The 21,941-nt window shown below is 63.1% G+C and carries 19 protein-coding genes and 1 riboswitch; of the genes, 15 read left to right on the forward strand and 4 right to left on the reverse strand.

Features of this window, described 5'->3' with window-relative positions:
- Positions 1 to 150 precede the first annotated feature (150 nt).
- Positions 151 to 498 (reverse strand): HPF/RaiA family ribosome-associated protein, encoded by a 348-nt coding sequence (locus U5O12_RS10030; protein WP_322578502.1) that lies wholly within the window; start codon positions 496 to 498, stop codon positions 151 to 153.
- Between the two features lie 98 nt (positions 499 to 596).
- Here U5O12_RS10030 and U5O12_RS10035 point away from each other — a divergent pair, with 98 nt between their 5' ends.
- From U5O12_RS10035 to U5O12_RS10090, 12 genes are all read left to right on the forward strand, one after another.
- A complete protein-coding gene (locus U5O12_RS10035; RefSeq protein WP_322578503.1) occupies positions 597 to 1,481 on the forward strand; it encodes a LysR family transcriptional regulator in 885 nt (294 codons plus the stop codon).
- A 118-nt stretch (positions 1,482 to 1,599) separates the two neighbouring features.
- Entirely contained in the window at positions 1,600 to 2,553 is a 954-nt protein-coding gene (locus U5O12_RS10040; protein WP_322578504.1) for a Tim44 domain-containing protein, read from the forward strand.
- A gap of 142 nt (positions 2,554 to 2,695) precedes the next feature.
- Positions 2,696 to 4,300 carry an ABC transporter permease gene (locus U5O12_RS10045; RefSeq protein ID WP_322578505.1) on the forward strand — a complete coding sequence of 535 codons (1,605 nt, stop codon included), beginning with the start codon at positions 2,696 to 2,698 and terminating at the stop codon, positions 4,298 to 4,300.
- 35 nt (positions 4,301 to 4,335) lie between these two features.
- Positions 4,336 to 4,728 carry a Rieske (2Fe-2S) protein gene (locus U5O12_RS10050; protein ID WP_322578506.1) on the forward strand — a complete coding sequence of 131 codons (393 nt, stop codon included), beginning with the start codon at positions 4,336 to 4,338 and terminating at the stop codon, positions 4,726 to 4,728.
- Positions 4,725 to 5,363, forward strand: a complete 639-nt coding sequence (locus tag U5O12_RS10055; protein WP_322578507.1) for an ATP-binding cassette domain-containing protein — start codon at positions 4,725 to 4,727, stop codon at positions 5,361 to 5,363. Before U5O12_RS10050 ends, U5O12_RS10055 begins: the two co-directional genes overlap by 4 nt.
- 62 nt (positions 5,364 to 5,425) lie before the next feature.
- Positions 5,426 to 5,965 (forward strand): TlpA disulfide reductase family protein, encoded by a 540-nt coding sequence (locus U5O12_RS10060; RefSeq protein WP_322578508.1) that lies wholly within the window; start codon positions 5,426 to 5,428, stop codon positions 5,963 to 5,965.
- Positions 5,966 to 5,980: 15 nt separating this feature from the next.
- Entirely contained in the window at positions 5,981 to 6,586 is a 606-nt protein-coding gene (locus U5O12_RS10065; RefSeq protein WP_322578509.1) for a CDP-alcohol phosphatidyltransferase family protein, read from the forward strand.
- On the forward strand, positions 6,583 to 8,940 hold the full coding sequence (locus U5O12_RS10070) for an FAD-dependent oxidoreductase (protein ID WP_322578510.1): 2,358 nt from the start codon (positions 6,583 to 6,585) through the stop codon (positions 8,938 to 8,940). The genes U5O12_RS10065 and U5O12_RS10070 overlap by 4 nt, the downstream gene beginning before the upstream one ends.
- Positions 8,862 to 11,120, forward strand: a complete 2,259-nt coding sequence (gene selD, locus U5O12_RS10075; RefSeq protein WP_322578612.1) for a selenide, water dikinase SelD — start codon at positions 8,862 to 8,864, stop codon at positions 11,118 to 11,120. Before U5O12_RS10070 ends, selD begins: the two co-directional genes overlap by 79 nt.
- Before the next feature lie 127 nt (positions 11,121 to 11,247).
- Positions 11,248 to 11,895 (forward strand): DUF3047 domain-containing protein, encoded by a 648-nt coding sequence (locus U5O12_RS10080; protein WP_322578511.1) that lies wholly within the window; start codon positions 11,248 to 11,250, stop codon positions 11,893 to 11,895.
- A 4-nt stretch (positions 11,896 to 11,899) separates the two neighbouring features.
- On the forward strand, positions 11,900 to 13,027 hold the full coding sequence (locus tag U5O12_RS10085) for an FAD-dependent oxidoreductase (protein WP_322578512.1): 1,128 nt from the start codon (positions 11,900 to 11,902) through the stop codon (positions 13,025 to 13,027).
- A gap of 84 nt (positions 13,028 to 13,111) precedes the next feature.
- Complete coding sequence (locus U5O12_RS10090; protein ID WP_322578513.1) at positions 13,112 to 16,636, forward strand: YhgE/Pip family protein; 3,525 nt, start codon at positions 13,112 to 13,114, stop codon at positions 16,634 to 16,636.
- Between the two features lie 4 nt (positions 16,637 to 16,640).
- On the opposite strand, the gene U5O12_RS10095 is transcribed toward U5O12_RS10090, so the two are convergent.
- Both U5O12_RS10095 and U5O12_RS10100 read right to left on the reverse strand, forming a co-directional pair.
- A complete protein-coding gene (locus tag U5O12_RS10095) occupies positions 16,641 to 17,078 on the reverse strand; it encodes a hypothetical protein (protein ID WP_322578514.1) in 438 nt (145 codons plus the stop codon).
- A gap of 54 nt (positions 17,079 to 17,132) precedes the next feature.
- Positions 17,133 to 17,224, reverse strand: a riboswitch (cyclic di-GMP riboswitch).
- A gap of 38 nt (positions 17,225 to 17,262) precedes the next feature.
- Entirely contained in the window at positions 17,263 to 18,237 is a 975-nt protein-coding gene (locus U5O12_RS10100; protein ID WP_322578515.1) for a tripartite tricarboxylate transporter substrate binding protein, read from the reverse strand.
- Positions 18,238 to 18,426: 189 nt separating this feature from the next.
- Here U5O12_RS10100 and U5O12_RS10105 point away from each other — a divergent pair, with 189 nt between their 5' ends.
- From U5O12_RS10105 to groL, 3 genes are all read left to right on the forward strand, one after another.
- Complete coding sequence (locus tag U5O12_RS10105; RefSeq protein ID WP_322578516.1) at positions 18,427 to 18,708, forward strand: hypothetical protein; 282 nt, start codon at positions 18,427 to 18,429, stop codon at positions 18,706 to 18,708.
- Between the two features lie 254 nt (positions 18,709 to 18,962).
- Complete coding sequence (gene groES, locus U5O12_RS10110) at positions 18,963 to 19,256, forward strand: co-chaperone GroES (RefSeq protein WP_094477374.1); 294 nt, start codon at positions 18,963 to 18,965, stop codon at positions 19,254 to 19,256.
- 92 nt (positions 19,257 to 19,348) lie between these two features.
- Positions 19,349 to 20,995, forward strand: a complete 1,647-nt coding sequence (gene groL / locus U5O12_RS10115) for a chaperonin GroEL (protein ID WP_322578517.1) — start codon at positions 19,349 to 19,351, stop codon at positions 20,993 to 20,995.
- Positions 20,996 to 21,221: 226 nt separating this feature from the next.
- On the opposite strand, the gene U5O12_RS10120 is transcribed toward groL, so the two are convergent.
- Positions 21,222 to 21,872, reverse strand: coding sequence for an HAD family phosphatase (locus U5O12_RS10120; RefSeq protein ID WP_322578518.1), 651 nt, complete (start codon positions 21,870 to 21,872; stop codon positions 21,222 to 21,224).
- Positions 21,873 to 21,941 lie beyond the last annotated feature (69 nt).

Genomic DNA, 21,941 nt, shown 5'->3' on the forward strand with positions numbered 1-21,941 from the left:
GACAACAGGGAGCAACACGCCGCCCAGCGCCAATACTCGCCAGCAGCTTGAAATCGCGCATGTTTCGGGCTGAGTACCCGTGCCATGCCACGCACAAAATGGGCAGCGCAAGCGCCAAGCCAATCCACCCAGGCGTAAGAAAGTCTGCGTTCATCCGGGCTCTCCGGCAATCAGCTTGGGCAAGCGCCCGCGCACCGGTTTGTGCTGGCGGTGCAGCGCGCGCTTTAAGGCACGGACCAGGCGGCCCAGCCCCTCATCAAGAGCGGTGCGCCAATCACTGGCCAGCGACGAAATCACCAACACCCCCGCCTTTTCGGTTTTTACCTCCAGCAAACAGTGTTTATCCACACCGCCACGTGGTCCGTTGACATCGGTAAGCATCACTTTGGCACGTGGCACCACCGCCCCCAGCCGCCGCAACGCAAAGCGCACGCGCCCCAAGGCCTCTTCTCTCAAAGCGTCTGCCGACGCATGCCGAGATTCGAAAATAACTTGCATAAAACATCTCCTTGTTGTGAACAAGCTCGACCTTAATGCCATGGAAATTACGTAAAAAGCAGATAATTTCTTAATTAAATTCTCTTAAAAAGCTGAATATGAGCAACTCGTTCAACTACAAGCACCTCTACTACTTTTGGGTCGTGGCGAAAGAAGGGGGGATGTCGCGGGCCTCCGAAAAACTCGATATTGCAGTGCAAACTGTGAGCGCCCAAGTGCGTGAGCTAGAGCGAGCCCTGGGTTATGCGCTGCTCAAGCCAGCGGGGAGAGGCTTGGCCCTCACCGAAGCCGGGGTTACCGCCATGCAGTTGGCAGACCAGATCTTCCAAATTGGTGAAAACCTGCCGACCCTGGTGCGCGATGCGGCCAGTGTTCCCTCCAAGCGCTTGGCAATTGGCATCTCGGATGGGCTCCCCAAATTGGTGGTGCGTCGCTTGCTGAACCCGGTCATTGCCGAGCCGAACCTGCGGCTGCTGTGCCATGAAGGCGAGCTGGAAGACCTGTTGGGAGACCTTGCGCTGCACCGTCTTGACGTGGTGTTCTCGGACCGCCCGGCGCCGGTGAATCCCAACATCAAGCTCTACAGCCATGCCATGGGAAGTTCGCCGATGGCTTGGTACGCCACACCATCGCTAATCCGGACGGGGGCTCGCAAATTTCCACAAAGCATTGCCAATATGCCCGTGCTTTTGCCTACTGCCCACAATGCGGTGCGAGCACGGCTGGACCACTGGTTTGAACACCTTGGCATCCGGCCACGCATCGCAGGCGAATTTGAAGACAGTGCCTTGCTCAATACGTTCGGGGCCAGCGGCATGGGCGTATTCCCGGCTGCGCAGTGGGCTGAAGAAGACCTGCTCGCACACTACGGCGTCAAACGTCTGGGACCCTGCGAAGGCGTGGTGGAACATTTTTATGCCGTGGGCACCGAACGCAAAGTGCAACACCCCTTGGTTCAAAGGGTATTGCAGGGTTTGGAGTGATCTGGAACTGCAGCTTTTACATTCAGTTTTAAACTGACTAACTTTCCATAAAGCGCTTGTTTTTCCTTCCAGAAAACACCGTTAGTCTCCAAGCTGTCTTTGTTCTTTGGAGATGACTATGAAGAAAATTCTTTCTGTTCTCGCTGTGGTGTTCTCACTTGGCATTGCCACGATGTCGGTTGACGCAGAGGCGGCCAAGCGCCTGGGTTCTGGCAAATCCATGGGCACGCAACGCCAAGCGGTGCAAGACAAGGCCCCCACTGCACCAGCGGCCCAAAACGCGGCCCCGGCGGCAGGCGCAGCCGGAGCATCCGCTGCTCCCAAGAGCTCCTGGATGGGCCCTATCGCTGGTTTGGCGGCGGGCTTGGGCATTGCCGCGCTCGCCTCGCACTTTGGCTTTGGTGATGAGCTGGCGTCCATGCTGATGATGGGATTGCTCGCCTTCGCAGTGATAGCGGTGATCGGCTTCATCATGCGCAAGCGCGCTCAGGGTCGCCAGGGTGGCATGCAACACGTTGGAGGGCTGATGCCGTCAGCCGCCGGGGCAACTGCCAACCGCGGTGCGAGCCCCGACGTGTCGCGACACACCGAGGCTGCCTACAAATCGGCCCTGCCCTCCCACACCGGGCATAGTGCGGGCTCCTCAGGCTCCATGATCGGCTCCCACATCGGCGCGGCGCATGCTGTGTCCCCTGCGGTCCCTGCGGATTTCGATAGCGCCGGTTTCGAGCGCAACGCAAAAGTCAACTTCATTCGTCTGCAGGCTGCCTACGACGCTGGCAATCTCGATGACATCCGGGAATTCACCACGCCGGAAATGTTTGCCGAACTCAAGCTGGATTTTGCTGAGCGTGAGGCCTCTACGCACACCAGCGATGTCGTCCGCCTGGATGCCAAGGTGCTGGAAGTCGCCGAAGAAAGCAACCGTTACGTTGTCAGCGTGCAGTTCACCGGCTTTATGAGGTTTGGTGCGGGAGTGGACGATGAAACGTTTGACGAAATCTGGCATCTGACCAAATCGCTACAGGGTAGTGGCGGCTGGATCTTGGCAGGCATTCAACAAGCCAGCTAAAGCAGGGCGGAGCGCACAGGAGTTACGGCTCCTGTGCGCTTTTTTTACCCCTCCACCCGTACACGACGGGCTGGCAGCATGGACTCATTACCATGCGAGCATGTTTTGGCCCGCAGCAACCCGACTGATTACTTGGACAGCCTTGGGAGCCCTCGCGCTGCTGCCCTTGGGCGGCAGTGTGGTGGAAGCACTGCGTCCCGCCTTGGACTTGGAGGCGTGGGCGCTGGTTGTTCAGCATCCACAGACTTGGCGGGCGCTGTCCCTGAGTGTTTGGACGGGACTACTTTCTAGCGCCATCGCTGTCGCAGCTACAGCCTGGATACTCGCAAGCGTCGTGGACCGGACACACACTGGCGCCCACATCCTCCACATTCCCAAGCTGCTTGCGCCCCTGTTGGCCGTGCCCCACGCAGCCTTTGCCATCGGGCTCTTGGCGCTACTGGCGCCCAGCGGCTGGCTGCTGCGCCTGCTTTCCCCCTGGGCCACCGGGCTGACTGCGCCCCCGCCCTGGCCCACCACGCAAGACCCCTGGGGCCTGGGCCTGATCGCGGTGCTGGTGTGCAAAGAAATTCCGTTTTTGCTGTGGGCCGCGCTAGCCCACCTGCAGCGGCCTGATGTGGCACGCCGCCTGCAGCAGGAGCTGCGGCTGGCCTACACGCTGGGTTACAGCGCACGTGCTGCGTGGTGGCGGGTGGGCTGGCCCCAGCTGCTGCCGCGCCTGACCGCGCCCCTGCTGGCCGTGCTGGCCTACGGGCTCACGGTGGTGGATGTGGCGCTGCTGATCGGCCCCACCACCCCACCGACCTTGGCAGTGCTAGCCTGGCAGTGGCTACAGGATGCGGACCCGGCGGTCAACGCGCAAGGCGCCGCTGCAGCCTGGCTGCTGGCAGGGGTGCTGGCCCTGTGCGCTGCGCTGGGCTGGGGACTGCTGCGTACACCGTGGATGCGCCAGCGCTGGACACGCGGTGCCCCTGCACACGCATCCCGCGCCCCCACGGCGAGTGGGCCCGGGGCATTGGCTTGGCTGGTGGCCGTGTACGGCGCGGTGATGCTGGCGCTGCTGCTGGGCAGCGTGATCGGGCCTTGGCCGTTTCCAAAGCTGTGGCCCGATGCATTCACCACCGCCGCTTGGCAAGGCGTGGCACGCAGCAGTGGCACGGTCTGGACCACCATGTGGCTGGCGCTGGCCAGCAGCGGCGCGGCGCTGCTGTGGGCCGTGGCCTGGCTGGAGTGGGCGCCCGCGCGCTGGCAGCTGCACGCCCGCCCCGTGCTCATGCTGCCATTGGTATTGCCCGCCGTGCTGTGGGTGGTGGGCCTGCACCGGCTCAGCCTGGCGTGGGGCTTGGACACCACAGGCACCGGCCTGTGGCTGGCCCACACGCTGGCGTCGCTGCCCTACGTGCTGATTGCCCTGCAAGGCCCTTACCAGGGCTTTGACCCACGCCTGCGGCAGGTCAGCGCCAGCCTGGGGCATGGCCATGCCGTGTTTTTGCTGCGCGTCAAATGGCCGCTGCTGCGCAGTGCGTTGGCGGCCAGTGCCGCGATTGGGTTTGCGGTAAGCGTGGCGCAGTACCTGCCCACGCTCTATGTGGGCGCGGGCCGCTTTGCCACGGTGACCACCGAGGCCGTGAACCTGGCTGCCGGCGGCCAGCGCTCGCTCACCGCCGCCTTTGCGTGGCTGCAGTGGCTGCTGCCGGTGCTGGTGTTTGCGCTTGCAGCGCGCTTGGGGCGGGCGCGGCGGTTCTGAGGCTCGGGCCAACCACCACCCGATACCATTGCGCCATGGACACGCCCCCCCCCACCCCGACGCCCTTGCCCCCACCAGGCACCCTGCTGGGCGAGCTGGACACCCTGCCAGATGGCGTTGCCACCATGGGCGAGCTACCTACGGAGCCTGGCAGCGGCGAAGCACCGTTTCGTTATGTGTTGCTGCGCAGCGGCACCGAGGTGAAAGCCTATGTGAACCGCTGCGCCCACTTTGGCGTGCCGCTGGCAGCGCGGCAAGACCTGCTGATCTTTGTGCCCCACACCAGCATCACCTGCAATGTGCATTACGCGCGCTACCGCTGGAGCGACGGTACCTGTGTCAGTGGTGAATGTGATGGGGTGGGCCTGTTGGCCATTCCGGTCGTGGTGGACACGCTGGGCCAGATTTGTGTGGCCCCCAGCCCATGAGCTTGCACATCCATATCACCCGCCTGGCTACGCCCGCCACCACACTGGTGCAGAACCTGGAACTACGCATCGCCCCCGGCACGGTGCACACGCTGATGGGCGACAGCGGTTCGGGCAAAAGCAGCGTGCTGGCCGCCGTGTGTGGAACGCTGGACGAAGCCCTGCAGTGCAACGGCACGGTGACGCTGAATGGCCAACACATCGACACCCTGCCCACGCAGGCCCGCAAGGTGGGCATCCTGTTTCAGGAAGACCTGCTGTTTGCCCATATGACGGTGCGCGAGAACCTGCTGTTTGCCGTGCCCGCCGGGCCGCAGCCTGCGCGCGAAGCGGCGGTACTGGCCGCGCTGTCCGATGTAGAGATGACCCCTGCGCTGCACGCGGATCCGGCCACCCTCTCGGGGGGCCAGCGCGCCCGCGTGGCGCTGGCCCGCGCACTGCTGGCCCAGCCACAGGCGCTGCTGCTGGACGAGCCTTTTTCCAAGCTCGACGCTGCGCTGCGTAACCGCATGCGCACGCTGGTCTTTGGCCTGGTGCAAAGCCGCCAGATTCCGGCATTGCTGGTCACCCACGACGCCGCCGATGTGGCAGATGCACAGTGCCTGACCCAGCTGCGCCCGCCAAGCCCCCTGTAAGAAACCCCGGCTTTACGCGACCAATGGGCAGAGTCACACTGCGTCGCCTAGACTGCCCTTCCATGCCTACCACCTTACCCTTGCCTTTTGCCCCTGCCCTGCGCTGGATGCTGGCGGCACTGCTCGCCGCCGGTGCGGCGCTGTCCAGTGCACCAGCCCAAAGCCAAACCACCGCACCAGCGTGGGCCAAAGGCAGCACGCTGCTACTGAACGCCAGCGATGCCAAGGGCCAGCGCCTCGATGTGGCCAGCTTGCGCAAGCAGGTGGTGGTGGTGTTTGTCTGGTCGACCGGCTGCGCGGTATGCCGCGATAGCCTGCCCGAGCTGCGCGCCAATGCGGCTGGCTGGCAGGCCAAACCCTTCACGCTGGTGGCCGTAAATGTGGATGCCCGCGCCGAGGATTGGAGTCGCTACGAAGCCCTGGTGGGGCAAACGCTGATGCCGACCAAAAACTGGCAGTCGCTCAAGCTGGATGGCGCTGCACCCACAGGCCAGCGCCTGCCACTGACCCTGCTGGTGGACACCCAAGGCAAAATCATCCAGCGCTTTGAAGGCCGCCTGGCCCCCGAGGTGTGGGACGGCGTGGCCGAACTCCTGCCCTGAACCCCGCACGCCCCCATGCTCGACCGCTACGCCATCCCGCTGATCCGCCCGCCCCTCACCGCCACCGCCCGTCTGCTGGTCCGCGCCGGGCTGGGGGCCAACACTGTCACCTTGCTGGGCTTTGGCATTGGCCTATTTGCTGCAATTTTGATAGCTAGTGGCGCATATTCCATGGGTTCCGTAGCCATTTTGGCCTCAAGACTCTGTGACGGATTGGATGGCGCCGTTGCGCGCCAGACGCAGGCCACCGATGCGGGAGGGTTTCTGGATATCACGCTGGACTTTTTGTTTTACGCCAGCATTCCGCTGGCATTTGCCGTGGCCAACCCAGCCGACAACGCCCTGCCAGCGGCGGTGCTGCTGGCGGCCTTCATGGGCACAGGCAGCAGTTTTCTGGCCTTTGCCGTGCTGGCCGCCAAGCGCGGGCTGCAAGACCTGGCCACACCGGGCAAGTCGTTTTACTTTTTGGGCGGGCTGACCGAGGCCACCGAAACGCTGGCCTTTTTTGTCGCCATGTGCCTGTGGCCCGCGCACTTTGCCACGCTGGCCTATGCCTTTGCCGCGCTGTGCGGCATCACCGTCGTCACCCGCATCTGGTGGGGCTGGAGAACCTTCCAATGAAGCTGTCCAAAGTATTGCTGCTGGCCGTGGTGGCCGCGGCCATTGCTGCGTTTGTGTGGCTGGACCTGGGCCGTTTTCTGCGGCTGGATTACCTGCAATCCAGCCAGGCCGCGTTTGCGGCGCTGTATGCCGAACAACCGTGGACGGTGCGGGCCACCTATTTCGCCATCTATGTGGCCGTGGCGGGCCTGTCCTTGCCCGGCGCGGCGATTGTGACGCTGGCGGGTGGCGGCATTTTTGGCCTGGCGTGGGGGCTGCTGCTGGTGTCGTTTGCCTCCAGCATCGGGGCCACCCTGTCCTTTCTGGCGGCCCGCTTTGTGCTGCGCGATGTGGTGCAGGCCCGCTTCGGCAAACGTCTGGCGGACATCAACGCGGGGGTCGAGCGCGAGGGTGCGCTCTACCTGTTCAGCTTGCGCCTGATTCCCGTGGTGCCGTTTTTTGTGATCAACCTGGCCATGGGCCTGACCACTCTGCGCACCTGGACCTTTTATTGGGTCAGCCAACTCGGCATGCTGGCGGGCACCGCGGTGTACGTGAATGCGGGCACGCAACTGGCCGACATTCGCAGCCTGCAGGATGTGGCAAGCCCCGGCCTGTTGGGCGCGCTGGTACTGCTGGGGGTATTCCCTTTGTTTGCAAAGGCTGCCATGCACTTCATCCAGAAACGCAAGGTCTACGCACGCTGGAACGCCGTGCGCCCAAAAAGCTTTGACCGCAACCTCATCGTCATTGGCGGTGGCGCAGGCGGCCTAGTCTCGGCCTATATCGCTGCTGCTGTCAAAGCCAAGGTCACGCTGGTGGAAGCCCACAAGATGGGCGGCGATTGCCTCAACTACGGCTGCGTGCCCAGCAAGGCCCTGATCAAAAGCGCCAAGCTGGCGCACCAGATGCAGCATGCGGAACGCTATGGTTTACATAGCAGCTCGCGCACAGAGGACGGGGGGCAACCCTTGTTTTCATTCAAAACCGTGATGCAGCGCATCCACGACGTGATTGCCGCCATTGAACCGCATGACAGCGTGGAGCGCTACACCGGCCTGGGCGTGGAGGTGCTGCAGGGTTACGCAAAAATCGTCAACCCGTGGACGGTGGAAATTGCGCTCAACGACGGCGGCACACCCAAGACCCAAGGTTTGACCACCCGCAGCATCGTCATCGCCGCCGGTGCGCGGCCGTTTGTGCCACCGCTGCCGGGTCTGGACGCGGTGGGTTATGTGACCAGCGACACGCTGTGGGACGAATTCGCGAAATTGGACGAAGTGCCAAAGCGCTTGGTGGTGCTGGGCGGTGGACCGATTGGCTGCGAGCTGGCACAAAGTTTTGCGCGGCTCGGCTCAGCAGTCACGCAAGTGGAAATGGCGCCGCGCATCATGGCGCGGGAAGACGTGGAAGTGTCCGAACTGGCCGCCGCATCCCTGCGCGCCGATGGCGTGGACCTGCTCACCAGCCACAAAGCCCTGCGCTGCGCGTGGGTGAATGGCGAGAAAGTACTGGTGGTAGAGCACGCAGGCGTGGAAAAACACATCCCGTTCGACCAACTGCTGTGTGCAGTGGGCCGCACGGCGCGGCTCACCGGCTATGGCCTCGAAGACTTGGGCATCCCCACCCACAAGACAGTGCAGACCAACGAGTACCTGCAGACCATCTACCCCAACATCTACGCGGCTGGCGATGTGGCCGGGCCCTTCCAGTTCACCCACGTGGCTGCACACCAGGCCTGGTATGCGGCGGTGAATGCGCTGTTTGGGGACTTCAAGAAATTCAAGGCCGACTACTCGGTGATCCCCTGGGCCACCTTCATCGACCCCGAGGTCGCGCGCGTAGGCCTCAACGAGCAGGACGCCAAGGAACAAGGCATTGCCTATGAGGTCACCAAGTACGGCATTGACGACCTGGACCGCGCGATTGCGGACAGCGAGGCGCACGGCTTTGTGAAAGTGCTGACCGTGCCGGGCAAAGACACCATCCTGGGCGTCACCATCGTCGGCACCCACGCGGGCGACCTGCTGGCGGAGTACGTGCTGGCCATGAAACACGGCCTGGGGCTCAACAAGATTCTGGGCACCATCCACACCTACCCCACGCTGGCCGAGGCCAACAAATACGCCGCCGGTGAATGGAAGCGCGCGCACCAACCGCACAAACTCCTGGAGTGGGTGCGCAAGTTCCACGACTGGAAACGTAGATACCTTCCCAGGCAGCGGGGGGGCCCCCCCCGGCACAATCCACGCCTATGCAAACACCCGCCACACCCATCGTCCGCGACATTGTGTTGGTGGGCGGTGGCCACAGCCATGTGGGGGTGCTGCGCTACTTCGCCATGCACCCGCTGCCCGGCGTGCGCATCACCCTGATTTGTACCGACGCACACACACCCTACTCCGGCATGCTGCCCGGCTACGTGGCGGGGCATTACACGTATGACGAGGTACACATCGACCTGTGCCGCCTGTGCGCAGCCACCGGGGCCCGCTTCATCCAGGCCGAAGTTACGGGACTGAACCGCGACGCCCGCACGGTGCAGCTGCGCGGGCGGCCGGATGTGGACTACGACCTGGTCTCCATCAACACTGGCTCCACGCCCCAAATGCAGGTGGTGGGCGCCGCTGCGCATGCGGTGCCTGTCAAACCCATCACCGGATTCCAGCAGCGCTGGCTGGCGCTGCTGGCACGGGTCGAACAACACCCGGGTTCATTGACCATCGCGCTGGTGGGCGGTGGGGCGGGCGGTGTGGAGCTGTGCCTGGCCATGCAATACCGGCTGCGCGCCATGCTGCAGGCGGCCGGGCGGGATGCCGAGGCCTTGCAGTTCCACCTGTTCACCTCTGAGGAGCTGCTGCCCACGCACAACAGCGGCGTTCGCACGCGCTTTGCACGCGTGCTGGCGCAGCGCGGCGTGCATGTGCACCAGCACACGCCGATTGCCGAAGTGCAAGCGGGCCGCTTGCGCACCGCCCAGGGCAGCTGGTTTGCTGCCGATGAGGTGCTGTGGGTGACGCAAGCGGGCGGCGGCACCTGGCTACAGGACACAGGTTTGGCGCTGGACCCGCGCCACTGCATCCGGCTGCACGACACGCTGCAAAGCATCAGCGACCCGCGCGTGTTTGCGGCGGGGGACGTGGCGGCCATGGAAAATTTTGCGCTGGAAAAAGCCGGTGTGTTCGCCGTGCGCATGGGCATGCCGCTAGCGCGCAACTTGCAGCGTGCCGTACAGGGCCTGCCCTTGCAACCCTACCGGCCGCAGCGCCGCTGGCTGGCGCTCATCAGCACGGGCGACAAATATGCCGTGGCCTCGCGCGGTGCCATCGGCTTTGCGGGTGCCTGGGTCTGGCGCTGGAAGGACTGGATAGACCGGCGCTTCATGCAGCGCTTCAGCGTGCAAGGCGCCGACGGTTTGGCTGGCATGCCAGCGCTTGCGGCCGCTGCGCCGCCTGCACCCCTGCAACTCTCTGCCGAGGAGAGCCAACAGGCCCAAGCCGCCGTGGCCATGCGCTGCGGGGGCTGCGGGGCCAAGGTGGGCGCCAGCGTGTTGTCGCGCGCACTGCAAAGCCTGTGGGTGGCGCCCAACCCGGATGTGCTGCTGGGCCTGGACAGCCCCGACGACGCCGCCGTGGTGCGCGTGCCACCCGGCAAGGCGCTGGTACACAGCGTGGACTTTTTTCGCGCTTTTGTGGACGACCCGTTTGTCTTTGGCCAGATTGCCGCCAACCACGCGCTGGGCGACCTGTTTGCCATGGGCGCGCAGCCGCACACGGCCACCGCCATTGCCACCGTGCCCCCCGGCGTGGACCGGCAGGTGGAGGCCACGCTGCGCCAGATGATGGCCGGCGCAGTGCAAGTGCTCAATGCCGCAGGCTGCACGCTGATTGGCGGCCACAGCGGCGAAGGCGCCGAGCTGGCGCTGGGTTTTGCCGTCAACGGTCTGGTGGACATGGATGCCCACGGGCAGATGACTGGCGTGCTGCGCAAGGGCGGCATGCAGCCCGGCGACGTGCTGCTGCTGACCAAGCCGATGGGTACCGGCGCCCTGTTTGCCGCGCACGGCCGCGCCGCCGCCACCGGGCGCTGGGTGCAGGCCGCGCTAGCCAGCATGGTGCAGAGCAACCAGGCGGCAGCACACACGCTGCGCGCCCATGGCGCCACCGCCTGCACCGACCTGACCGGCTTTGGCCTGGTCGGCCACACGGTGGAAATGGCACGCCCCAGCGGCATGCAGGTGGTGCTGGATATGAACGCCCTGCCCCTGCTGGACGGCGCGCGGGACTGCGTGCAGCAAGGCCTGCTGAGCTCCCTGCACAGCGCCAATGCGCGCCAGCAACACGCCGTGCAGAACGCCAGCGAGGCCATGGCCCACGCACACTGGCCGCTGCTGGTGGACCCGCAAACCGCGGGCGGCCTGCTGGCCAGCGTGCCCGCCGCGCAGGCGGCAGCCTGCATGGCAGCACTGCACGCCCAGGGCTACACCGCGGCCTGCGCCATCGGCCGGGTGCAGGCCCTGCCTGCGGGTGAGGCATCGGTGCGTGTCGCCTTTTAATGCTATGTTTTCTATAGCTATCCGCGCATATTTCATAAGGTCTACAGGCCTATTTTTTGCTTTTTTGTGGGCTGGAGCAGGGTCCGTAGCCTGGGCGCAAACGCCACCACCTTCGCTGCTGCAACCCTTGGCAGGCGCTGCCGATGGCGCGCCTGCGCCGCCCTGGCGGGTGCTTGGCCTGCCCGGCGACAAGGTGCCACTGGTGGCGCCCGACATCACCACACTCGACGGCCAGCAGGTGTTGCGCCTGCGCAGCGACAAGAGTTACGGCACGGTCAGCCACGCGCTGGCACCCGACGCCGGGGGCCGATTTTTGCAATGGCAGTGGCGCCTGGACCAGGCCTTGGCCGCATCCAACCTGCGGCGCAAGGACGGTGACGATGCCGCACTCAAGGTGTGCGCGCTGTTTGACCTGCCACTCGAAAAGATACCGTTTGTGGAGCGCAACCTGCTGCGCCTAGCACGCCGGGTGAGCGGCGAGGCGCTGCCCGGCGCCACGCTGTGCTACGTGTGGGACACCAGCTTGCCGCCCGGCACGCTGCTGGCCAATGCTTACACCGGCCGTGTGCGCCTGCACATCCTCGCCAGCGGCACCACGGCCCTGGGCCAATGGCTGCCCCAGCGGCGCGACCTGCAGGCGGATTTTTTGGCCAGTTTTGGTGATGAAACCGATACCGTGCCGCCGTTGCAGGCGATTGTGGTGGGGGCGGATTCCGACAACACCGGCGGCGCCAGCCTGGGGTTTGTCAAAGACCTGCTACTCATGAAACAATAGCACCATGAACGCTCTGGCCGCGCATCTCAAGAACCATGTGGACTCCGTGCCACACAGCGACGCGCGCGGTTACCAGCCTCGCCAGCTAGTCCTGCTGGGCGGCGGCATGGCAAATCTGCAGGTGCTTTCCAACCTGGCCGCCCACCCGCTGGCCGAGATGCGCATCATCCTGGTGGCACCCCACCCCCGCAGCATTTACCCCGGCATGCTGCCAGGCTTTGTAGCCGGGCACTATGCGCTGGACGAATGCGCCATCCCGCTGGAGCCCTTGGTGCGTCGAGCCGGCATCCGCTGGTTGCAACGCAATGTCAAAGCGCTGGATGCCAGCACCCAGACCCTGTTGCTGGACGATGGCAGCACCCAGCATTACGACTGGCTGTCGGTCAACACCGGGCCCGTGCAAAACCGCGAACAGATTGAGCGTGACATTCCCGGCGCGCGTGAGCATGGCTTGTTTGTCCACCCCATGGAAACCTTTGCTGCGCTGTGGCCACGCGTGTGTGAGCTGGGCGAGACACGTGCTTTGCGCGTAGCGGTGGTGGGTACAGGTACCGCGGCCATGGAACTGGCCATGGCTGTGCGCCAGCGCCTGCCCAATAGCGCTGTCACCTTGGTGGCCGGCCCGCTGGCCGATGGTGCCAGCACCCCCAGCCCCTTGCAGCAGCGCTTGACCACCACCATGAAGGCCCAACGCATCACGGTGCTGCATGACAACGCGGTCGGCTTGAAAGCCGACGAGGTGCACCTGGGCTGTGGCGCCCGCCTGGCATGTGATGTGCCCCTGCTGGCTATCGAAGGCCAAACCCCGGCTTGGCAGGCAAAAAGCGCATTGGCCCTGTCGCCCCAAGGCCAGATACTTACCGACGCCTACCAGCGCAGCACCAGCCACCCACAGGTATTTGCCGTGACCGACAACAGCATGGCACTGGCGCGCAACCTGCCTGCCGCGACCACCGGCGGTGCGCTACATGCCAGCCGCAACGAAGCCGATGCGCTGCACCTGCTGTTTGGTGGCGCGCGGCAAGCCGTGGCCGGCTGGGGCACCTACAGCGCCCAGGGCCGCCCCATCAGCTGGCTCAAGGAATGGGCCGACCGCCGCTTTGTGGCGCGTTACTTGCAAAGCAATTCCTGATCCCTTGGCACGGCTCAGCCGTGCTGCCACTGTTTCTGCCCGGTAACCCAAGGCGGCCAGCCTTGAGCGACGATGATTTTCACCATGAAACGTTACTTCATTGCCTGCTGCCTGGGCCTGCTGGTTGCCAGCACCGGCTGGTCTGCCGATACACAAGCTGCGCCGGCCAGCACAGCAGTGACAGACGACGCGAGTACTCTGCATTACTTCAACCGCCCGGTATTTACATTCCGCGGCAGTTTGTCTGGCGTGTCCGCACCCGACCGTGCCAAGCGGGCAGCGGCCCGCTTGCGCGAACAACTCGACAGCCCAGGCCCCCACCGGGTGAGCCAGACGCCTGACGCCATGGGTGTGCTGGTACAGATTGATGGTGCAACCACCTTCGTAGTTACGGCAGAAGACGTGGATGTGCTGCAGCAGGAAACCCTGCAAGCCAGCGCGCAGCGCGCAGCCCGGGCGCTGGACTTGGTAATTGCTGAAAGCCGCGAGGCACGCGACTGGCAAGCGATGGTGCGGGCGCTGGGATGGTCGGCGCTGGCAACAACGATAGCTCTGGCGCTGGCCTGGGTACTGCGGCGCAGCCACGCGGCGCTGGCGCGGCGCCTGGTGACACTGTCCGAGTGGCATTCGCGCAAGTTGCAGTGGGGCGGCATTGAGCTGTTGCAACGCGAGCGCGCAGCGGCCGTGGTGCGCAAACTGCTCAGCGGCGCCTACCGCGTGTTGCTGCTCTTGCTAATGTATGAATGGCTGAGCTTTGTGCTCGCACGTTTTCCCTTCACCCGCGCGTGGGGCGAAACCCTCAACAGCTATTTGCTCAACCTGTTGGGCTTGCTGGGCAACGCAGTGGTAGGCGCGGTGCCGGGCTTGTTTACCGCTGTGGTGATCTTTTATCTGGCGCGCGCCGCCACCGGCATGTTGGGCCGTTTTTTTGACCGCATCCAGCAGGGCCAGCACAGCGTGGCATGGCTGGACGCGGATGTGGCGGTGCCCACACGGCGCATTGCCACCGTCGTGGTCTGGTTGTTTGCCCTGGCCATGGCCTACCCGTATTTGCCGGGCGCACAAACCGAAGCGTTCAAAGGTTTGTCGGTGTTGGTAGGACTGATGATCTCGCTGGGTGCCTCGAACCTGGTGGGGCAGGCCGCCAGCGGTTTGATCTTGACCTACGGCCGGGTGTTTCGCCGTGGCGAGTACGTGCGCATTGCAGACCAGGAAGGCACGGTGACCGACGTGGGCATGTTTGCCACCCGCATCCGCACCGGCTTGGGTGAAGAAGTCACCATTTCCAACACCACCATTCTGGGCAGCACCACCAAAAACTACTCCCGCGCCGTGCAAGGCGAAGGGTATGTGCTGGACACCACGGTCACCATCGGCTACGACACGCCCTGGCGCCAGGTGCACGCCATGCTGCAAGAGGCCGCCGCACGCACCCCAGGTGTTCCAGACGGCACTGTCAGACTGGTACCCGGTTTACAGGCTGGTCTGCCAGGCCGTCCCTTCGGAGCCGCGTCCACGGGCACTGGTCCTGAGTGCACTGCACGCCAATATCCAGGACGTCTTCAACACCTACGGCGTGCAGATCATGTCGCCGCAATACATTGCCGACCCGCAAGCTCCCAAGCAGGTGCCACCCGACCAGTAGTACCCCGCACCGGCCCAAGCCCCCCACCGGCCATGAGCCCTCTGCAGCAAATCGCCTACATCGTTCGCACGGAGCTGCGGGCGTTTGTGCGTTACCCCAAGATGCTGGTGGCCGCCGCTGCCGTGGCCTTGCTGCCAGCGCTGTACGCACTGATTTACCTCTCCAGCGTGTGGGACCCGGCGTCCAACACGCAGTCATTGGCCGTGGCGCTGGTGAACCTGGATGAAGGGGTGGAATACCGTGACCACGTGTTCAACGTGGGCTGGCAGGTGGTCTCCAAACTGCGCAGCAGCCACCGCTTTGGCTATGTGGATCTGCACGATGCCGAAGAGGCCCGGCACCGCGTGCGCCAGGGCAGCCTGGCATTTGCACTCATCATCCCCAAAGACTTTAGCTCCAACGCCATTCCCGGCGCGCAACCTGGGGGCGGCAAGCTGGTGATTTACAGCGCCGAGGGCAACAACTACGAAACCGCGGTGATTGCCCGCCAGTTCGCCACCGAATTGGGCCATGAGGTGAATGAAAGCCTCAACGAACGACGCTGGGCACTGGTACTCAGCAATGCCGCTGGCTCCCAGCACAGCGTGGACCAACTGCGGCTGGGTGTGGAGCAACTACGCACAGGCGCAGCGCAACTCAAAACGGGGAGCGAGCAAACCGCCAGTGCTGCCAAAGCACTCTCGGCTGGTTCAGGCCGGTTGCAGGATGGCGTGGAACAGTTGACCGAGGGCATGCGCCAACTGGGCACCGGCCTGCGCACCATGGACGCCCGCCGCCCGCCCAATTCCGAACTCAACCGCCTGAAGGCCGGTGCCGAAAGTTTGGCAGCCGGGCACGGTGAGTTGTCGCGTGGCATGGATGAATTGCAAGTCGGCTCCCAAAAAATCCGCGAAGGTGTAGCAGGCTTCCAAGAAGAAGCCAACAGCAGTCTGCTGGTTTCCACCCGGGTAAAAGACAACGCCAACCAACTCGCCAACGGTGTGAACCAGCTTGACGACGGCCTCAAGAGTGCCAGCAATGCGCAGCGCCAACTGGCCGAGGGTGCAGACAAGATCAGTGCGGGTGTGGGTGCACTGACCACCGGCATGCGCGCATTGAACGGCGGCATTCGCACTGCCGTGGGCAAGTTACCCGATGACAGCCAGCTGGACGAACTGAACCGCGGCGCCAGTGCGCTGGCCAATGGCAACTTTGCGCTGGCGGACGGACTGCAAAAAATCCGGATGGGCTCGCAAGGCCTCTCTGGCGGGCTGGACCTGCTGGCCGACTCCTTGCCCGCTGCCTTGGACACCCCCGGTGGCAGTGCGGCCGGTATGGCCAGCTCGGTACAACCAGTGATGGAGCTCAGCGCGCCGGTATCCAACAGTGGCAGTGGTTTTGCACCCAACATCCTGCCTGCCGCCCTGTGGCTGGGGGCCGGCATTGCGGCCTTTCTTATCCATGTGCGCACGCTGCCCCGCCGGGCCCAGCATTTCTCGCGCCCCTCGCAGCTGCTGGGCAAGGTGGGTTTGCCCGCCGGGCTGGTGGTAGTGCAGGCACTGCTGCTGGGGTTTGCCGCCCAGCAGGTACTGACCATGCGGGTCGCCAATGGCCCGGCCTTTATGTTGACGTTGGCGGTGTCGGGGCTGAGCTTTTTGGCCATGGTGCTGCTGTTGACGAAGGCATTTGGCGATGCTGGCAAAGCCATGGCCATGGTGCTGCTGGCAGTGCAGCTCTCGTCGTCCGGCGGGGTGATGCCGGTGGAGCTGAGTGGAGGACTGTTCACCCAGATCAGTCCTTGGCTGCCCATGACTTGGGTGGTGCGCGCAGTCAAAGCCAGCCTGTTCGGCGCCTTTGATGGGCAGTGGGCCCAGCCATTGGCCTATGTGGCGGCGTCGGGCGCTGCGGCACTGCTGCTGTCCATGGTTGTGGGACGCTGGCGTTTTGTGAAACCCGCAGCCATGCGCCCCGCAGTTGATATTTGAGCGACTAGCGCGGAAGGCGCATGAAGGTGGGCTGAACTTTCCACTCGGTGCAAACAAAACGCCCGCGGTTCAGGAGGCGGTCGGCAATGCTGTTGTCGGCATAGTGCACTTTGCCGTCTTTGCAGACCATGACGGTGTCTTCGGTGGAGACCTGTTGCAGCAAGTTGGCCAGCATCAGGCTGTCACGCATTCCCACATAAATCGCCAGGGCCACCACGAGCAGAAGCAATAGGGTGCAGCCATCGCGCGCGACCTTGCGCCATGGGGCCGCCGCAATCTGTGGCGTCTGTGGCAAGTTCCCTGCACCCAGGCTGAACAACTCCACACCGGCGGGCGGAGCTTCCAAAATGGTGGTGGGACCACCCTCAGGCTCCGCAACAGAAGGTGCAGCAGCGCTGGCGGCAGGCAGATACGCCCGGCCATAGGGTTTGGTTTGTTTCATGCACGGCTCCCTGGTCGATGTCCCGGCGCACACGCACTGACACAGCAGCATTCTGCTGGCAACCCCGCTATCCCTTCCGCTTTGGGCGCGAATGGGGACCGGAGGCTTTGCGTCCCTGCCTCTCGACAGGTTTGCCCGGATTTTTTGCTAAAAGCGCGATTGTAGAAAGATCGCCCGCTTCGCGCTACTCGACCTTGGCGCCGGAGGACTGCACGATGCCCTTCCATTTGGCGTAATCGGTTTTGAGCAGGTTGGAGAACTGGTCGGCTTTCATGGCCACGGGTTCTGCGCCCTGGGCCAGGATGGCGGCCTTGGTCTCAGGGTTGGCCAACAGCTTGTTGATTTCGGTGTTCAGCGTAGTAACAACAGCCACTGGCGTACCCGCGGGCGCAAACACACCATACCAAGTGCTCACATCAAAGTCTTTGTAACCGGATTCGGCCACGGTGGGCACCTCAGGCAAAGAGCTGCTACGTGCAGCCGAGGTCACGGCCAGCGGCCGCAGCTTGCCCGCCTTGATCTGTGCCATGGCCGAAGGCACCGACGACACCAGCAAATCCACATTGCCAGCCAGCGCATCCATCAGCGCGGGGTTGGACCCTTTGTAAGGAATGTGGCGAATGTTGATGTTGGCAGCCTTCTCGAACAGGTGGCCGGCCAGGTGGATAGTGGTGCCGTTGCCGGGTGAGCCGTAGGTAATGGTGTCGGGGGCCGCTTTGGCAGCGGCCACCACGTCGGCCAGCGTCTTGAACCTGGAGTTGGCACTGGTGGCAATCACCACCGGGGTGTAGGCCACGTGGGCCACAGCCACCAGGTCCTTGGTCGGGTCCCAGGGCAGATTGCCATAGAGCCAGGGGCCCACCACCAAATTGTCCTTCTGGCCCATCACAAGGTCGTACCCTGTGGGCGCGGCTTTTACGGCCTCAGTGATCCCGATGGTGCCTCCGGCACCAGCGCGGTTGTCGGGTACCACGGACCATTTGTTGGCCTCGGTGAGTTTTTGGGCCACCAGGCGGGACAAGATATCGGTACCGCCGCCGGGAGGAAAGGGAATGATCAGGCGAATGGGCTTGCTCGGGTAGGCCGCGTTTTGGGCCTGTGCCACGTTCACAGCAGCCACAGACACCAGACTCCACACCAACAGCTTTTTCAACAACATGGCAATTTCTCCAGAAAAAATGAGGGCTGGTCACGGCAGCACCAGCCGGGCGATTCTGCAGCAAGGCTCGCGTTTTCATCTTGTGAGATACCCGCACGGGTTGTGCGGCCTGCGCAACACCCCACTGGAAGTTGACTAGGGTTTACCCTATACTGCAGTGCAACATCGTTTGCTTTAGGAGTCTTCACCATGAACAGCACTGCCATCCGCACTCCCCATTTCGCCCCAGTCCAACAGCCCACCGTGGGTCAAGCACTGCGCGACGTGCTGGTATCCGCACGTGCCCTCAGTGTGGCCCTCTGGGCGGCAGCATTCCACAGCGACGCTGCAGCACCGGTGGCGCTGGACGAGGCCAGCCAACTGCGCGCCATGGCGGATGACGCGGCAGCATCGGACCCCGGCTTTGCCCAAGACTTGTATGCCCTGGCAGATCGCGTGGAGCGTGCAGCGATTGCCGCCAGCAAACCCTGAGCGCTCCTTTCTGCTGCGCCAAAGCGCCCCATCGAGGGCGCTTTTTTTTGCCTGTGCCCTGCCCAAGCCGGGCTGTACATGCAGCGCCTGCAAAGCAGCTTTCGCTGCGTGGTCTCTTGAAACGGCGCCAAAAGGCCTTATCATTAGCACTCGTTGGGGCTGAGTGCTAACAGCGCCAGTGCCACAAGTTCATGTGTGTACCGCCTCCGGCGGGCACCTGTTCCCTTTCTGTTTCAAACCCTAGGAGATTCCTCATGAAACTGCGTCCTCTGGCAGACCGCGTGATTGTTAAGCGCGTTGAAAGCGAAACCAAGACTGCCTCCGGCATCTACATTCCTGACAACGCTGCCGAGAAGCCAGACCAAGGCGAAGTGCTGGCTGTAGGCCCAGGCAAGACCAACGACAAGGGCGAAACCAAGGCCCTGACCGTGAAGGTCGGCGACCGCGTGTTGTTCGGCAAGTACTCCGGCCAGACCGTCAAGGTCGACGGCGACGAGCTGCTGGTGATGAAGGAAGACGACCTGTTCGCGGTGGTCGAGTCCAAGTAATTCCGGGCTTTAACAAGCTATTGAATTCATAGCTGGCTGCGCAATATCTACGCGGTCTAGCGGCATATTTCACTTAAATTTGGAGTCATAACATGGCAGCAAAAGACGTAATTTTCGGCGGCGAAGCCCGCGCACGCATGGTTGAAGGCGTGAATGTTTTGGCCAACGCGGTCAAAGTGACCTTGGGCCCCAAAGGCCGTAACGTGGTGTTGGAGCGTTCTTTCGGCGCCCCCACCGTGACCAAGGACGGTGTGTCCGTGGCCAAGGAAATCGAACTCAAAGACAAGCTGCAAAACATGGGCGCGCAGATGGTCAAGGAAGTGGCTTCCAAGACTTCTGACAACGCGGGTGACGGCACCACAACCGCTACCGTGCTGGCCCAAGCCATCGTGCGCGAAGGCATGAAGTACGTGGCCGCTGGCATGAACCCCATGGACCTGAAGCGCGGTATCGACAAGGCCGTGATTGCCCTGATCGAAGAGCTGAAGAAGGCTTCCAAGCCCACCACCACCTCCAAGGAAATCGCCCAAGTGGGTTCCATTTCCGCCAACTCTGACACCTCCATCGGCGAAATCATCGCCAATGCGATGGACAAGGTCGGCAAGGAAGGCGTGATCACTGTGGAAGACGGCAAGTCCCTGCAAAACGAACTGGATGTCGTCGAAGGCATGCAATTCGACCGCGGCTACCTGTCTCCCTACTTCATCAACAATCCCGAAAAGCAAGCTGCTTTGCTGGACAACCCCTTCGTGCTGTTGTTCGACAAGAAGATCAGCAACATCCGTGACCTGCTGCCTACCCTGGAACAAGTCGCCAAGGCTGGCCGTCCCCTGCTGATCATTGCTGAAGATGTCGAAGGCGAAGCCCTGGCAACTTTGGTGGTGAACACCATCCGCGGCATCCTGAAGGTGGTGGCTGTGAAGGCTCCTGGCTTCGGCGACCGCCGCAAGGCCATGCTGGAAGACATCGCCATCCTGACCGGTGGCAAGGTCATCGCTGAAGAAGTGGGCCTGACCCTGGAAAAAGTGACTTTGGCTGACCTGGGTTCTGCCAAGCGCGTGGAAGTGGGCAAGGAAAACACCATCATCATCGACGGTGCTGGTGCTGCTGCTGACATCGAAGCCCGCGTGAAACAAGTGCGTGTGCAAATCGAAGAAGCCACTTCCGACTACGACCGTGAAAAGCTGCAAGAGCGCGTGGCCAAGCTGGCTGGCGGTGTTGCCGTGATCAAGGTGGGCGCTGCTACCGAAGTCGAAATGAAGGAAAAGAAGGCCCGCGTGGAAGACGCACTGCACGCGACCCGCGCTGCTGTGGAAGAAGGCATTGTGGCTGGTGGTGGCGTGGCTCTACTGCGCGCCAAGCAAGCGGCTGGCGCCATCAAGGGTGACAACGCTGACCAAGACGCCGGTATCAAGCTGGTGTTGAAGGCCATCGAAGCGCCCCTGCGCGAGATCGTGTACAACGCCGGTGGCGAAGCTTCTGTGGTGGTGAACGCTGTGTTGGCCGGCAAGGGCAACTACGGCTTCAACGCTGCCAACGACACCTACGGCGACATGATCGAAATGGGTATCCTGGACCCCACCAAGGTGACACGCACTGCTCTGCAGAACGCTGCTTCCGTGGCCTCCCTGATGCTGACGACCGAGTGCATGGTGTCTGAAGCTCCGAAGGACGATGCTCCTGCTGGCGGTATGCCTGACATGGGTGGTATGGGCGGCATGGGCGGCATGGGCATGTAATTGCTCCTTGCCTGAGGCGCCATGCCGGCGTTGCAAGGGCTTGCCGTACCGTAGGCACTGTCTGCGCCCTTGCGCCTTGGCCTGGCACCTCATGCTGCGTCGATGGTGCGTTATCGCTCTCGGCGAAAACCCAAACAAAAAAGCCCCGCAAGGTTTTGCCTTGCGGGGCTTTTTTACGTCCTGTTCACTATGCTTTTGATAGCTGCTTGCGCATATTTTGCGGAGGCTAGAGGGCTAAATCGTTCAAACCCAGGGCTTGCAGCGATTGGCTGGCTTGCTGTGCGCTGTGGAAGTGGATACCGTGCCATCCCTCTGCCTGCGCGGCTTGGATATTGGGCAGCAGGTCATCCAGAAAGACGGTCTTGGACGGCTCCAAGGCATAGCGCGTCTGAAGGCGTTGGTAGATGGCGGGCTCAGGTTTGATAAGCAGCTCGTCGCCGGAAAAAATGCCGCCATTGAATTGTTTGAGGAACGGGTTCATGCGCTCCAGTGTGCGGGCATAGGGAACCGGCATGTTGGACAAGTAGTAGAGGCGCACAGGCTCAGCACCGGTTATTGCGCGCCGCGCGCGCAAGGCCACCAGTTGCTCGAACAACGCTACAGACTCCGGCATGGGCGTCAGTCGCTCGCCAATGCTTTCTACCAGCCTGCCCAACACCCTTGCATCCAACCCCACCCGCTGGGCGACCTGCGCAATCACATCGGGCATAGCGACGGTACCGCGGTCAAAGGCCTGCCAGTCAGCGTGGCCGAACACTTCGTGGGCCAGGTGCCCCGCTTCAGCGCGGGTAGCAGCGCGTTGCGGAAAGCACTCCATTATCAAATCCACCGGGCGCCAGGTGAACAGCACCGCACCAAAATCAAACACTACATTCATTTTCTTATCCCAATAAAAAAGCCCCGCCAGCATAGCGCCAGCGAGGCTCGGTTTGGGCTTGGCGAAGTG

This window comes from Rhodoferax sp. (assembly GCF_034519335.1).
Taxonomy (GTDB): Bacteria; Pseudomonadota; Gammaproteobacteria; order Burkholderiales; family Burkholderiaceae_C; genus Allorhodoferax.